General features: G+C 65.0%; 16 protein-coding genes. All 16 read right to left on the bottom strand.

Features of this window, described 5'->3' with window-relative positions:
* Nucleotides 1-3: 3 nt before the first annotated feature.
* On the bottom strand, nucleotides 4-759 hold the full coding sequence (gene tatC, locus DIR46_RS14430; RefSeq protein WP_109345853.1) for a twin-arginine translocase subunit TatC: 756 nt from the start codon (nucleotides 757-759) through the stop codon (nucleotides 4-6).
* The gene (gene tatB / locus DIR46_RS14425) at nucleotides 760-1,284 is read right to left on the bottom strand and encodes a Sec-independent protein translocase protein TatB (protein ID WP_109345852.1); all 525 of its coding nucleotides are present in this window, start codon (nucleotides 1,282-1,284) and stop codon (nucleotides 760-762) included.
* 12 nt (nucleotides 1,285-1,296) lie between these two features.
* Nucleotides 1,297-1,533, bottom strand: a complete 237-nt coding sequence (tatA, locus tag DIR46_RS14420; protein ID WP_109345851.1) for a Sec-independent protein translocase subunit TatA — start codon at nucleotides 1,531-1,533, stop codon at nucleotides 1,297-1,299.
* A gap of 115 nt (nucleotides 1,534-1,648) precedes the next feature.
* Nucleotides 1,649-2,023, bottom strand: a complete 375-nt coding sequence (locus DIR46_RS14415) for a histidine triad nucleotide-binding protein (protein ID WP_109345850.1) — start codon at nucleotides 2,021-2,023, stop codon at nucleotides 1,649-1,651.
* 167 nt (nucleotides 2,024-2,190) lie between these two features.
* On the bottom strand, nucleotides 2,191-2,529 hold the full coding sequence (locus DIR46_RS14410) for a phosphoribosyl-ATP diphosphatase (protein WP_109345849.1): 339 nt from the start codon (nucleotides 2,527-2,529) through the stop codon (nucleotides 2,191-2,193).
* Nucleotides 2,526-2,939: a phosphoribosyl-AMP cyclohydrolase gene (gene hisI / locus DIR46_RS14405; RefSeq protein WP_109345848.1), complete on the bottom strand. Its 414-nt coding sequence runs from the start codon at nucleotides 2,937-2,939 to the stop codon at nucleotides 2,526-2,528. The genes DIR46_RS14410 and hisI overlap by 4 nt, the downstream gene beginning before the upstream one ends.
* Nucleotides 2,929-3,711 (bottom strand): imidazole glycerol phosphate synthase subunit HisF, encoded by a 783-nt coding sequence (gene hisF / locus DIR46_RS14400; protein ID WP_162819518.1) that lies wholly within the window; start codon nucleotides 3,709-3,711, stop codon nucleotides 2,929-2,931. Before hisF ends, hisI begins: the two co-directional genes overlap by 11 nt.
* Nucleotides 3,712-3,818: 107 nt before the next feature.
* Entirely contained in the window at nucleotides 3,819-4,595 is a 777-nt protein-coding gene (hisA, locus tag DIR46_RS14395; protein WP_005664401.1) for a 1-(5-phosphoribosyl)-5-[(5-phosphoribosylamino)methylideneamino]imidazole-4-carboxamide isomerase, read from the bottom strand.
* Between the two features lie 50 nt (nucleotides 4,596-4,645).
* Nucleotides 4,646-5,287: an imidazole glycerol phosphate synthase subunit HisH gene (gene hisH, locus DIR46_RS14390; RefSeq protein ID WP_109345846.1), complete on the bottom strand. Its 642-nt coding sequence runs from the start codon at nucleotides 5,285-5,287 to the stop codon at nucleotides 4,646-4,648.
* A gap of 2 nt (nucleotides 5,288-5,289) precedes the next feature.
* A complete protein-coding gene (hisB, locus tag DIR46_RS14385) occupies nucleotides 5,290-5,880 on the bottom strand; it encodes an imidazoleglycerol-phosphate dehydratase HisB (RefSeq protein WP_109345845.1) in 591 nt (196 codons plus the stop codon).
* Nucleotides 5,881-5,957: 77 nt separating this feature from the next.
* The gene (gene hisC / locus DIR46_RS14380; protein ID WP_109345844.1) at nucleotides 5,958-7,061 is read right to left on the bottom strand and encodes a histidinol-phosphate transaminase; all 1,104 of its coding nucleotides are present in this window, start codon (nucleotides 7,059-7,061) and stop codon (nucleotides 5,958-5,960) included.
* On the bottom strand, nucleotides 7,058-7,888 hold the full coding sequence (locus DIR46_RS14375) for a DNA-methyltransferase (protein WP_109345843.1): 831 nt from the start codon (nucleotides 7,886-7,888) through the stop codon (nucleotides 7,058-7,060). The genes hisC and DIR46_RS14375 overlap by 4 nt, the downstream gene beginning before the upstream one ends.
* Nucleotides 7,885-9,222, bottom strand: a complete 1,338-nt coding sequence (hisD, locus tag DIR46_RS14370) for a histidinol dehydrogenase (protein ID WP_109345842.1) — start codon at nucleotides 9,220-9,222, stop codon at nucleotides 7,885-7,887. The genes DIR46_RS14375 and hisD overlap by 4 nt, the downstream gene beginning before the upstream one ends.
* 9 nt (nucleotides 9,223-9,231) lie before the next feature.
* Nucleotides 9,232-9,906 carry an ATP phosphoribosyltransferase gene (gene hisG / locus DIR46_RS14365; RefSeq protein WP_109345841.1) on the bottom strand — a complete coding sequence of 225 codons (675 nt, stop codon included), beginning with the start codon at nucleotides 9,904-9,906 and terminating at the stop codon, nucleotides 9,232-9,234.
* Nucleotides 9,907-9,928: 22 nt separating this feature from the next.
* Nucleotides 9,929-11,179 carry a UDP-N-acetylglucosamine 1-carboxyvinyltransferase gene (gene murA / locus DIR46_RS14360; protein WP_109345840.1) on the bottom strand — a complete coding sequence of 417 codons (1,251 nt, stop codon included), beginning with the start codon at nucleotides 11,177-11,179 and terminating at the stop codon, nucleotides 9,929-9,931.
* A 2-nt stretch (nucleotides 11,180-11,181) separates the two neighbouring features.
* Nucleotides 11,182-11,418: a BolA family protein gene (locus DIR46_RS14355; protein WP_109345839.1), complete on the bottom strand. Its 237-nt coding sequence runs from the start codon at nucleotides 11,416-11,418 to the stop codon at nucleotides 11,182-11,184.
* Between the last annotated feature and the right edge of the window lie 22 nt (nucleotides 11,419-11,440).

Here is an 11,440-nt window from a genome sequence, read left to right as displayed (position 1 = left end):
AGCTTACGCCGTTTCTTCCGGCGCGGTGGTCGCGCGCTGGAAGATCGGCGCCACCAGCAGGCCCAGCTCGTAGAGCAGGCACATCGGAATGGCCAGGGCCAGCTGGCTGACCACGTCCGGCGGGGTGACGATGGCGGCGATCACGAAGGCACCGACGATCACGTAGGAACGGACCGAGCGCAGTTTTTCGAGGCTGACGATGCCCATGCGCACCAGGATCACGACCACCACCGGCACCTCGAACGAGGCGCCGAAGGCCAGGCACATCGACATCACGAAATCGAGGTAATTCTCGATATCGGGCATGACCGCGATCGAGGTCGGCGCGAACTCGCCGATGAAGTGGAACACGCGGCCGAACACGAAGAAGTAGCAGAACGCCACGCCGGCGATGAACAGCACCGACGACGAGATCACCAGCGGCAGCACCAGGCGCTTTTCGTGGGCGTACAGGCCGGGCGCGATGAAGGCCCAGGCCTGGTAGAACACCCAGGGCAGCGCCAGGATGAAGGACAGCAGCAGGGTGACCTTCATCGGCACCAGGAAGGGCGAGATGACGCCGGTGGCGATCATGGTCGAGCCGGGCGGCATCGAGGCGATCATCGGTGCGGCGATCAGGTCGTAGATATGCGACGGCCCCGGCCACGCCATCAGCGCGGCGCACACGATCGCGATCCCGATCGAGGCCTTGACCAGGCGGTCACGCAGCTCGACCAGGTGCGAGATGAAAGTGTCTTCGCCGGCGGCTTGCTCAGTCATTTAGAAGAAGGAAGAATTGGATTTGCTGGCGCTGCCGGGGCGGAACTTGCGCACCCGGGCGGCGCCCGACATCACATGGCGCTTGGTGCCATGGCGGTTCTTGTACCAGGCCGGCACGCTCGAGGTGCGCACCAGCTTCTTGCGGCGGAAGTCCCTGGCCTTGCGGTCGATGTCGGCCACGGTGGGCGTGATCGTGGTCGCGCTGCTGTCGTGCGCCGCGCGGCCATCCCACATCGCCTCGACCTCGTCGACGTGGCTGGTGACGGACGACTCGAAATCGCTGGTGGCCGATTCGACCTCGCTCTTGAACGATTGCGCCTTCTCCTGCACTTCCTTGTGCAGGTTGCGCAGCTCGTCGAGCTCGATCTCGCGGCTGACCTCGGACTTCACGTCGTGCAGGTAGCGCTGGGCGCGGCCATACAGCGTCCCGGCCATGCGCGCCACCTTGGGCAGCTTTTCAGGGCCGATCACGATCAGGGCGACCACGCCGATGATCGCGATTTTCGACAGTCCAAGATCGATCATGGAACTCGCGGCTTACAGGCGGGTCTTGTCGCGGGCTTCCACGTCGATGGTCGACTTGTCGGCCACCTGCTGCGTCGTTTGGGCTGGATTCGCTTCGGCAGCCTTTTCCTCGTCGCCCTTCACGCCGTCCTTGAAGCCCTTGACGGCCTTGCCCAGGTCGGAACCCATATTGCTGATCTTCTTGGTGCCGAAGATCAGCATCACGACCACCAGCACGATGACCCAATGCCAAATACTCAAACCACCCATGTTATTCTCCTAGCAAGGCGCATGCGCCTGAAAAATCGGGAAAGCGTCTACCACAGTATACGCGATGCGGGAGCACTCTGCCCCCCTGAAACTTAGTCCTGGCTTAGAGGATGCTTCACAGCGCCAGTCCACGCCACGGCCGCGGACCGCCGTACATATGCAGGTGCAGGTGATACACTTCCTGCCCGCCATCCGGACCGCTATTGATCAGTGTCTTGAAGCCGCCGTTCGGCTTGCCGTCGGCGCCGGTCTTGACGTCAATACCATTCTCTTTTGCAAGCTTTGGCGCCAGCGCCAGCATCTTGCCCAGCACCGCCGCGTGTTCCCCGGTGCAGTCGGACAAGGTGGACACGTGCTGCTTGGGAATCACCAGCAGGTGCACCGGCGCCGCCGGGTTGATGTCCTTGAATGCCAGCACATCCTCGTCTTCATAGACGACGGCGGCCGGGATCTGCTTGGCGACGATCTTGCAAAAAATGCAGTTATCCATCTTGTCTCCAGATTATGACAACATTTCAGGGACTTGCAGGCCCGGGAAGCCGAGGCATCGTATCAGCGCCCCGTGACATCGGTATGACGCCCGGTCGCCGATTATGACAGCGGAAGCACGTCCACGCACGGTGAGCATGTGCTCACTTGCAACGCTTCAGGAATTATTTATTCCTTGCGTGCAGCTTTTTCAATAAGTCCGGACATGCCTTCGCGCCGCGCCAGCTCGTCCAGCACCTGTTGCGGCGTGAGGTCGAACTTGGCCAGCAGCACCAGCGAATGGAACCACAGGTCGGCGCATTCGTACAGCACCTTGGACGGGTCGTTCGCGACGCGCGCATCCTTGGCCGCCATCACCAGCTCGGTGGCTTCCTCGCCGATCTTCTTGAGGATGGCGTCGTCGCCCTTGGCGAACAGCTTGGCGACATAGGAGGTCGCGGGGTCGCCGCCGTGCTCGGGCTTGCGCGATTCGATCACGGCCGCGACACGGGCCAGGGTAACGCTCATGGGGTCTTCTTCTTGTCCGGGGAATAAATGGTGTCGGGGTCTTGCAGCACCGGTTCGACGCTGTGCCAGTCGCCATTGTCGTACTTCTGGAAGAAGCAGGAATGGCGGCCGGTATGGCAGGCGATGCCGCCCACCTGCTCGATCTTGAGCAGGACCACGTCTTCGTCGCAATCGAGGCGGATCTCGCTCACCTTCTGGATGTGACCGGACTCTTCGCCCTTGTGCCACAGCTTCTTGCGCGAACGGCTCCAGTATACGGCTTCGCCCGTCTCGACGGTGCGCGTGAGCGCTTCGCGGTTCATCCAGGCGAACATCAGGATGTCGCCGGTCGCCGCTTCCTGGGCAATCACCGGCACCAGGCCGTGCTCGTCCCAGCGCACCTTGTTGAGCCACTTGGCATTATTCGGCATGTGGCTTTCCTTCATCGAGGCGCATCGGGATGCCCCGTTCGGCCATGAAGCGCTTGGCCTCGCCGACCGTGTGCTGCCCGTAGTGGAAAATGCTGGCGGCCAGCACCGCGTCGGCATGGCCTTCGAGCACGCCGTCGGCCAGGTCCTTCAGGCCGCCGACGCCGCCGGAAGCGATGACGGGGATGCCCACGGCGTCCGAGACGGCGCGGGTCAGGCCCAGGTCGAAACCGATTTTGGTGCCGTCGCGGTCCATCGAAGTGAGCAGCAACTCACCGGCGCCGAGGCTTTCCATCTTGCGCGCCCATTCCACCGCGTCCAGGCCGGTGGCGTTGCGGCCGCCATGGGTGAACACTTCCCACTTGCCGGGGCCCGTCTGCTTGGCGTCGATCGCCACCACGATGCACTGCGAGCCGTGCTTCTGGGCGGCGTCGAACACCAGCTGCGGATTGGTCACGGCCGAGGTGTTCATGCTGACCTTGTCGGCGCCGGCATTGAGCAGGCGCCGCACGTCCTCGACCTTGCGCACGCCGCCACCGACGGTGAGCGGGATGAACACGGTCGAGGCGACCGCCTCGATGATCGGCAGGATCAGGTCGCGGCCGTCGCTGGAGGCGGTGATGTCGAGGAAGGTGATCTCGTCGGCGCCCTGCCCGTCGTAGCGGCGCGCGATCTCGACCGGGTCGCCGGCATCGCGCAGCTCGGTGAAATTGACGCCCTTGACCACGCGGCCGCCGGTGACGTCGAGGCAGGGGATGATGCGTTTAGCGAGCATGATTTCTCAGCGCCGGCACGTCATCCCCGCGCAGGCGGGGACCCAAGTTTGCATGCATATCGATTAAGCAAGCACACCTGGGTTCCCGCCTCCGCGGGAACGAGGTGTCAGGTTTGCGCCCCTTCCGTCAGTTCATCGGCGCGTTCCTGGGCCGAAGCCAGGTCGAGCGTGCCTTCGTAGATCGAACGGCCGCAGATCACGCCCTCGATGCCTTCGTCCTGCACCGCGCACAGCGCCTCGACGTCGGCCAGCACGTGCACGCCGCCCGAGGCGATCACGGGAATCTTCACCGCGCGCGCCAGCTTGACGGTCGCCTCGATGTTCACGCCGGCCATCATGCCGTCGCGGCCGATGTCGGTGTAGATGATCGATTCGACGCCATAGCCTTCGAATTTCTTGGCCAGGTCGATGACTTCGTGGCCCGACATCTTGCTCCAGCCGTCGGTCGCGACCTTGCCGTCCTTGGCGTCCAGGCCGACGATGATGTGGCCCGGGAAGGCGCCGCAGGCGTCGTGCAGGAAGCCCGGGTTCTTGACGGCGGCGGTGCCGACGATGATGTAGCTGATGCCGTCGTCCAGGTAGCGCTCGATGGTGTCGAGGTCGCGGATGCCGCCGCCCAGCTGGACTGGGATCTCGTCCAGGCCGTTGTCTTCGGCGTATTCCTGCACTACCTGCAGGATCGATTTGATGGCGCTCTCGTTCTTCGGCTTGCCCGCGAATGCGCCGTTCAGGTCGACCAGGTGCAGGCGGCGCGCGCCCTTCTTGAGCCAATGCAGCGCCATGTCGGCGGGATCTTCGGAAAACACGGTGGCGAGGTCCATATCGCCTTGTTTCAGGCGAACGCAGTGACCGTCTTTCAGGTCGATGGCGGGGATCAGCAGCATGGTCGTTGTCGGTTGGTTGACGGGTTAAGACGCGGGTTAAAACCTGGAAATCACGGATTCCAGTGGATGAAATTGCGGTACAGGCGCAGCCCGGCGGCGGCGCTTTTTTCGGGGTGGAACTGGGTGGCGACGATATTATCGCGGCCCACGGCGCAGCAGAACGGGCCGCCGTAGTCGGTCTCGCCGATCACGTCGTCTGCGTTCCCCGGCGCCGCATAATAGCTGTGCACGAAGTAGAAATAGCTGCCGTCCTCGACGCCTTCCCACAGCGGGTGGGGGCGCGCCTGGCGCACCCGGTTCCAGCCCATCTGCGGGACCTTGAAGCGCGAGCCATCGGCCTGCAGCTTGCCGTCCAGCTGGAACCGCACGACCTTGCCGGGCAACAGGCCCAGGCCGGGCGTGCCATCGTTCTCTTCGCTTTCCTCGAACAGCATCTGCTCGCCGACGCACACGCCCATGATCGGACGGGTCTTGGCGGCGCGCAACAGCGCGTCTTCAGCGCCGGATGCGCGCAGGCTGCTCATGCAGTCGCGCATGGCGCCCTGGCCCGGCAGCACGATGCGGTCGGCGCGGTCCAGGTCGGCGGCCGAGCTGGAAATGAGGACGTCGGCCTCGGGCGCGGCGGCGCGCAGCGCCTGCGCCACCGAGCGCAGGTTACCGAGTCCATCGACGACGACGATCTTGTTGGCCATGATTACAGGCTGCCCTTGGTCGACGGGATGATGCCGGCCGCACGCGGGTCCAGCTCGGTGGCCATGCGCAGCGCGCGGCCGAAGGCCTTGAACACGGTCTCGCACTGGTGGTGGGCGTTCACGCCGCGCAGGTTGTCGATGTGCAGGGTAACGGCCGCGTGGTTCACGAAGCCGCGGAAGAATTCGCCCGTCAGGTCGACGTCGAAGGCGCCGATCATGGCGCGCGTCCATGGCACGTGCAGCTCCAGGCCGGGACGGCCCGAGAAATCGATCACCACGCGCGACAGCGCCTCGTCCAGCGGCACGTAGGAATGACCATAGCGCACGATGCCCTTCTTGTCGCCGATCGCCTTGGCCACGGCCATGCCCAGCGTGATGCCGACGTCTTCCACCGTGTGGTGGGCGTCGATATGCAGGTCGCCCACGGCCTCGACCTCGAGGTCGAACATGCCGTGGCGCGCGATCTGGTCGAGCATATGGTCGAGGAAGGGGACGCCGGTATTGAGCTTCTGGCGGCCGGTGCCGTCGAGGTTGATCGAGACGCGGATCTGCGTCTCGTTGGTATTGCGCGTGATGTCGGCGGTGCGGGTCATTGCTCAGGGTGTTCGTGGCCGGTCTCTCGCTGGGGAGAGGCCGGCTGGATTAAATGGTGTCCGTCGGGGGCGCTGGATTACAGCGACGTCTTCAGGGCTGCCAGGAACTGGTCGTTCTCTTCGGGGGTGCTGACCGTGACGCGGATGCAGTTGGCCAGCAATGTGTGCATTTTACTCAAATTTTTGATCAAGACCTTCTCGCCATGGAGAATCGCGCAAGCGCGCTCGGCATCGGGCACGCGCAGCGAGATGAAATTGGCGGCCGACGGGAACACCTCGACGCCCGGCAGGGCCGAAAGAAGCGCGGCCAGGCGGGTGCGCTCCTCGTTGAGGAGGCCCGCCTGGCGGTCCAGCACGTCCAGGTGGTCCAGCGCGAACTCGGCCGCCACTTGCGTGAGCACATTGACGTTGTACGGCGGGCGCACCTTCTCGAATTCAAGCAGCAGCGGCGCCGCGGCCGACATATAGCCGAGGCGGATGCCGGCCAGGCCCAGCTTGGACAGGGTGCGCATCACCACCAGGTTCGGGTGTTGCGGCAGGCGCTCCATGAAGCTGACCCGGGCGAACGGCTGATACGCCTCGTCGACAACCACGATGCCGTGCTCGCCCACGGCCTCGATGATCGCGACCATGTCGTCGGCATCGTACAGGTTGCCGGTCGGGTTGTTCGGATAGGCCAGGAACACCAGCGACGGCTTGTGCTCGGCAATCGCGGCCAGCATGGCCGGCAGGTCGAGCGAGAAGTCTGGCTTGATCGGCACGCCGACGAAGTCGGCGCCCGCGAACTGGGCCGAGCGCGAGAACATCACGAAGGCGGGCACCGGGGCCATCACCACGGCGCGGCGGCTGCCGGCCTCGCGCTCCTGGCGCGCGATCGCGGTCGCCAGGATCGTGATCAGCTCATCCGAGCCGTTGCCGAGCAGGACGTCGTAGCCCTCCGGCACGCCCAGCTTGCCGCAGATGCGGTCCTTCAGCGTGCGGTAGGACGGCACCGGATAGCGGTTCAGGGCCGCCTCGGCCAGGCGCGCGCCCAGCTCGGCGCGCAGCTCCTCGGGCAGCTGGTACGGGTTCTCCATCGAGTCGAGCTTGACGTAGCCGATCGAGTCCGGCACGTGATAGCTTCCCACGGCGCGCACGTCGGCGCGGATGGTGTTCTCGATCAGTCTGGTAATGTCGGTCATGACGTTTCTTCCGTGGTGGTGACGGCCTTGGCGGCCTTGCGCAGTTTTTTTGCCTTTGCTCCGGCGACCGGCACCTCGGGCGCGGCCAGCCGCTCGGCGATGATGGCGCAGTAGTCGGGGTTCAGTTCGAAACCGGTGTACTGTCGGCCCAGGCGCTTGGCGGCGATGGCCGTGGTGCCGCTGCCCATGAAGGGATCGAGCACCACGCCGCCCGGCGGGCAGGAGGCCTTGACCATGCGCTCGATGATCTCGAGCGGCTTCTGGGTCGGATGGTCGGCGCGCTCAGGATGCTCGCGGTGCAGGCGCGACACGCTCCACACGTCCTTCGGGTTGTAGCCGACTTCGAGCCACTTGGCGCCGACGAAGATCGAGCGCGAACGCGCCTTCTTGGTCTCGGCGTCATACGGGATGCGCACCGCGTCCAGGTCGAAATAGTAGTCCTTGCGCCTGGCGAAGAAGCCGATGGTGTCGTGCACCGACGAGAAGCTGCGCACGCTGCCGCCCATCGACGGCACGCGGCGGTCCCAGATGATCTCGTTCATCATCGTCATGCGTTTTTTCAGCATCACGAAGATCTCGGGCGCGAAGCGCCAGGTGAGGAAGATGTACAGGCTGCCATTGGGCTTGAGCTTGGGGATGGCGGCGTCGATCCACTGCTCGGTCCAGGCCAGATAAGCCTCGACGCTTTGCTGGTCCGACGCGTTGCCGTAGTCCTTGCCCAGGTTGTAGGGCGGGTCGGTCAGGATCAGGTCGATGGACCCGTCCGGGATGCGCGCCAGGCCGGCCAGCGCATCCTCGCAGAATACCTGGTTGACCCAGGACGTCATGCTGCCTGCGGCGGCACTGGATTCAAACGGAGCTCGGCGCTGCGCGCGTGCGCCTGCAGGCCTTCGCCATAGGCCAGCGTGGCCGCGACCTTGCCCAGCGTCTGGGCGCCCGCTTCGCTGACCTGGATGATCGACGAGCGTTTCTGGAAGTCATAGACGCCCAGCGGTGACGAGAAGCGCGCGGTGCGCGAGGTCGGCAGCACGTGGTTGGGGCCGCAGCAGTAGTCGCCCAGCGATTCGGACGAGAAGCGGCCAAGGAACATGGCGCCCGCATGGCGGATCTTATCGGCCCACTGCATCGGCTCGACGGCCGAGATTTCCAGGTGCTCGGCGGCGATGGACGATGCGATCTCGCATGCCTCGTCCATGTCGCGTACCTTGATCAGCGCACCGCGATCGGTGAGGGAGGTGGTGATTACTTCCTGGCGCGGCATCGTCGGCAGCAGCTTGTGGATGCTCTGCTCCACTTTCGCGATGTAGTCGGCGTCGGGGCACAGCAGGATGGCCTGGGCCAGCTCGTCGTGCTCGGCCTGCGAGAACAGGTCCATCGCCACCCAGTCCGGATCGGTGGTGCCGTCGCACAGCACCAGGATCTCGGACGGGCCGGCGATCATGTCGATGCCGACCGTACCGAACACGCGGCGCTTGGCGGCGGCGACATAGGCGTTGCCGGGGCCAACGATCTTGTCGACCGGCTGGATCGTTTCGGTGCCATAGGCCAGGGCGCCGACGGCTTGCGCGCCGCCGATGGTGATCACGCGGGTGACGCCGGCGATCGCGGCGGCGGCCAGCACCATCTGGTTCTTCACGCCATCCGGGGTCGGCACGACCATGATGATTTCTTTCACGCCGGCGACGTGGGCCGGGATCGCGTTCATCAGCACCGACGACGGATACGCCGCCTTGCCGCCCGGGACGTAGATGCCGACCCGGTCCAGCGGGGTCACGCGCTGGCCCAGCATCGTGCCGTCGGGCTCGGTGAAGGCGAAGCCGGTCGAGGCGTCCTTCTGGCGCTCGTGGAACACGCGCACGCGATCCGCCGCCACCTGCAGCGCGGCGCGCTGGGCGTCCGGCAGCGAGGCCAGGGCTTGCTCCAGCTCGGCCTGGCCGATGTCGAATTCGGCCATCGCCTTCGCGCCGCCGTTCGGGATGCGGTCGAACTTGTTCGTGTATTCCAGCACAGCCGCATCGCCGCGCGACTTCACGTCGCGCAGGATATGCGCGACCGCGGTCTCGATGGCATCATCGGTTTCCGCTTCGAACGCCAGCAGGACGTCGAGGGTGTTCTTGAAGTCGGGCGCGGTGGAGTCTAACTTGCGGATCTGTACTGCCATGATAGTGCTTCAGCCTTGTTGTTGGGACGCGCGTTCAAACGCTTCCAGGATAGGTTGCAGGCGCTCGCGCTTGAGCTTGAGCGCGGCCTGGTTCACCACCAGGCGCGAAGAGATGTCTATGATTTTTTCGACTTCGACCAGGTTGTTGGCGCGCAGGGTGCCGCCGGTCGAGACCACGTCGACGATGGCGTCCGACAGGCCGACCAGCGGGGCCAGCTCCATCGAGCCATACAGCTTGATCAGGTCGACGTGCACGCCCTTGCTGGCGAAGTGCTCGCGCGCGGTGTTGACGAACTTGGTCGCGACCCGCAGGCGCGCGCCCTGGCGCACGGCCTTGTCGTAGTCGAAGCCGGCATTGACCGCGACCGACATGCGGCACTGGGCGATGCGCAGGTCGATCGGCTGGTACAGCCCCTCGCCGCCATGCTCGAGCAGCACGTCCTTGCCGGCCACGCCGAAATCGGCGGCGCCATGCTGGACATAGGTCGGCACGTCGGAGGCGCGCACGATCAGCACCCGCACGCCGGGGTCGTTGGTCGAGAGGATGAGTTTACGCGAAGTCTCGGGGTTTTCCAGCACCTCGATCCCGGCCGCCGACAGCAGCGGCAGGGTGTCTTCGAAGATGCGGCCCTTGGAAAGCGCCAGGATCAGCTGGGGCTCGCCGGTGTTGCCGTTGAATGTCATGGTCTTCTTACTTGATGCGTACTTACTTGATACGAACAATCGCGGCGCCAACGGCCGACAGTTTCACTTCCATCCGGTCGTAGCCGCGATCGAGGTGGTAGATGCGGTCGATCAGCGTCGTGCCTTCGGCCGCCATGCCGGCGATGACCAGGGAGGCCGATGCGCGCAGGTCGGTCGCCATCACCGGCGCGCCGACCAGGCGCGGGACGCCCTCGATGAAGGCGGTATTGCCCTCGGTCGAGATTTGCGCGCCGAGGCGGTTCATCTCCTGCACGTGCATGAAACGGTTCTCGAAGATCGTCTCGGTGACCTTCGACGGACCGTCCGCGATCGTGTTCACGGCCATGAACTGGGCCTGCATATCGGTCGGAAAGCCCGGATACTCGGTGGTGCGGAACGAGACCGGACGCGGACGGCCATCCATCTTCGCGCGGATGGTGTCGCTGCCCACGGTCAGCTGCAGGCCGATCTCGCGCAGCTTGTCGAGCGCCACGTCGAAGATGTCGGTGCGGGTATTGGTCAGCACGATGTCGCCGCCGGTGGCCGCCACCGCGCACAGGAAAGTCGCGGCCTCGATGCGGTCCGAGATCACCGCATGCGTCGCGCCGTGCAGTTCGTCCACGCCCTGGATCACCAGGCGGTCGGTGCCGATGCCCTCGATCTTCGCGCCCATGGCCACGAGCAGGTTGGCCAGGTCGGTCACTTCCGGTTCGCGCGCGGCGTTCTCGAGCACCGTTTCGCCTTCGGCCAGGGTGGCGGCCATCAGGAGGTTCTCGGTGCCGGTCACGGTGATCATGTCGGTGTGGATGCGCGCGCCTTTCAGCTTTTTCGCCTTGGCGTAGATGTAGCCGCCCTCGATCGTGATCTCGGCGCCCATCGCGCGCAGGCCCTTGATGTGCTGGTCGACCGGACGCGAGCCGATCGCGCAGCCGCCCGGCAGCGAGACCTTGGCTTCGCCGAAGCGCGCCAGCAGGGGCCCCAGCACCAGGATCGAGGCGCGCATGGTCTTCACCAGCTCGTACGGCGCCTCGAGGGTGTCGATGGCGCTGCCGTTCATGGTCACTTTCTCGTCATCCTGCACGACCTTGAGGCCGGTCTTTTCCAGGAGCTTGAGCATGGTGCGCACGTCGTGCAGGCGCGGCACGTTCGACAGTTGCAGGTCGCCGGCGGTCAGGAGGCCCGCGCACAGGATGGGCAACGCCGCATTCTTGGCGCCGGAGACCGGGATATCACCTTGCAGGCGTTTGCCGCCGACGATCTGGAGCTTGTCCATGCTTATCCTTTGAATTCTTCTGGGGTCAGGGTTTTCATCGACAGCGCGTGGATTTCCTCGCGCATGCGGTCGCCCAGCGCCGCGTACACGATCTGGTGACGCTGGATGGGACGCTTGCCGGCAAACGCTGGCGAGACGATCACGGCCTCGAAGTGATGGCCATCGCCCTTCACGTCGAGGTGGGTGCATTCGAGGCCGGCGCTGATATAGCCGTGGATCAGTTCGGGTGTGGTCGCCACGATAACTCCAGTTAAACTTTGT

Origin of the sequence: Massilia oculi (genome assembly GCF_003143515.1) — a bacterium.
GTDB classification, from domain to species: Bacteria; Pseudomonadota; Gammaproteobacteria; order Burkholderiales; family Burkholderiaceae_D; genus Telluria; species Telluria oculi.
The sequence above is the reverse complement of the archived record's forward strand: the minus strand, read 5'-3'. Positions and strand labels throughout refer to the sequence as shown.

Coding starts and splice junctions, on each gene's coding strand:
- hisG (WP_109345841.1), bottom strand. CDS start 9,906: ATGACATTCAACGGCAACACCGGCGAGCCCCAGCTGATCCTGGCGCTT.
- hisA (WP_005664401.1), bottom strand. CDS start 4,595: ATGCTGCTGATCCCCGCCATCGACCTGAAAGACGGTCACTGCGTTCGC.
- tatA (WP_109345851.1), bottom strand. CDS start 1,533: ATGGGTGGTTTGAGTATTTGGCATTGGGTCATCGTGCTGGTGGTCGTG.
- tatB (WP_109345852.1), bottom strand. CDS start 1,284: ATGATCGATCTTGGACTGTCGAAAATCGCGATCATCGGCGTGGTCGCC.
- hisH (WP_109345846.1), bottom strand. CDS start 5,287: ATGGCCAACAAGATCGTCGTCGTCGATGGACTCGGTAACCTGCGCTCG.
- hisF (WP_162819518.1), bottom strand. CDS start 3,711: ATGCTCGCTAAACGCATCATCCCCTGCCTCGACGTCACCGGCGGCCGC.
- DIR46_RS14410 (WP_109345849.1), bottom strand. CDS start 2,529: ATGAGCGTTACCCTGGCCCGTGTCGCGGCCGTGATCGAATCGCGCAAG.
- tatC (WP_109345853.1), bottom strand. CDS start 759: ATGACTGAGCAAGCCGCCGGCGAAGACACTTTCATCTCGCACCTGGTC.
- DIR46_RS14375 (WP_109345843.1), bottom strand. CDS start 7,888: ATGACGTCCTGGGTCAACCAGGTATTCTGCGAGGATGCGCTGGCCGGC.
- DIR46_RS14415 (WP_109345850.1), bottom strand. CDS start 2,023: ATGGATAACTGCATTTTTTGCAAGATCGTCGCCAAGCAGATCCCGGCC.
- hisC (WP_109345844.1), bottom strand. CDS start 7,061: ATGACCGACATTACCAGACTGATCGAGAACACCATCCGCGCCGACGTG.
- hisI (WP_109345848.1), bottom strand. CDS start 2,939: ATGCCGAATAATGCCAAGTGGCTCAACAAGGTGCGCTGGGACGAGCAC.
- hisD (WP_109345842.1), bottom strand. CDS start 9,222: ATGGCAGTACAGATCCGCAAGTTAGACTCCACCGCGCCCGACTTCAAG.
- hisB (WP_109345845.1), bottom strand. CDS start 5,880: ATGACCCGCACCGCCGACATCACGCGCAATACCAACGAGACGCAGATC.
- murA (WP_109345840.1), bottom strand. CDS start 11,179: ATGGACAAGCTCCAGATCGTCGGCGGCAAACGCCTGCAAGGTGATATC.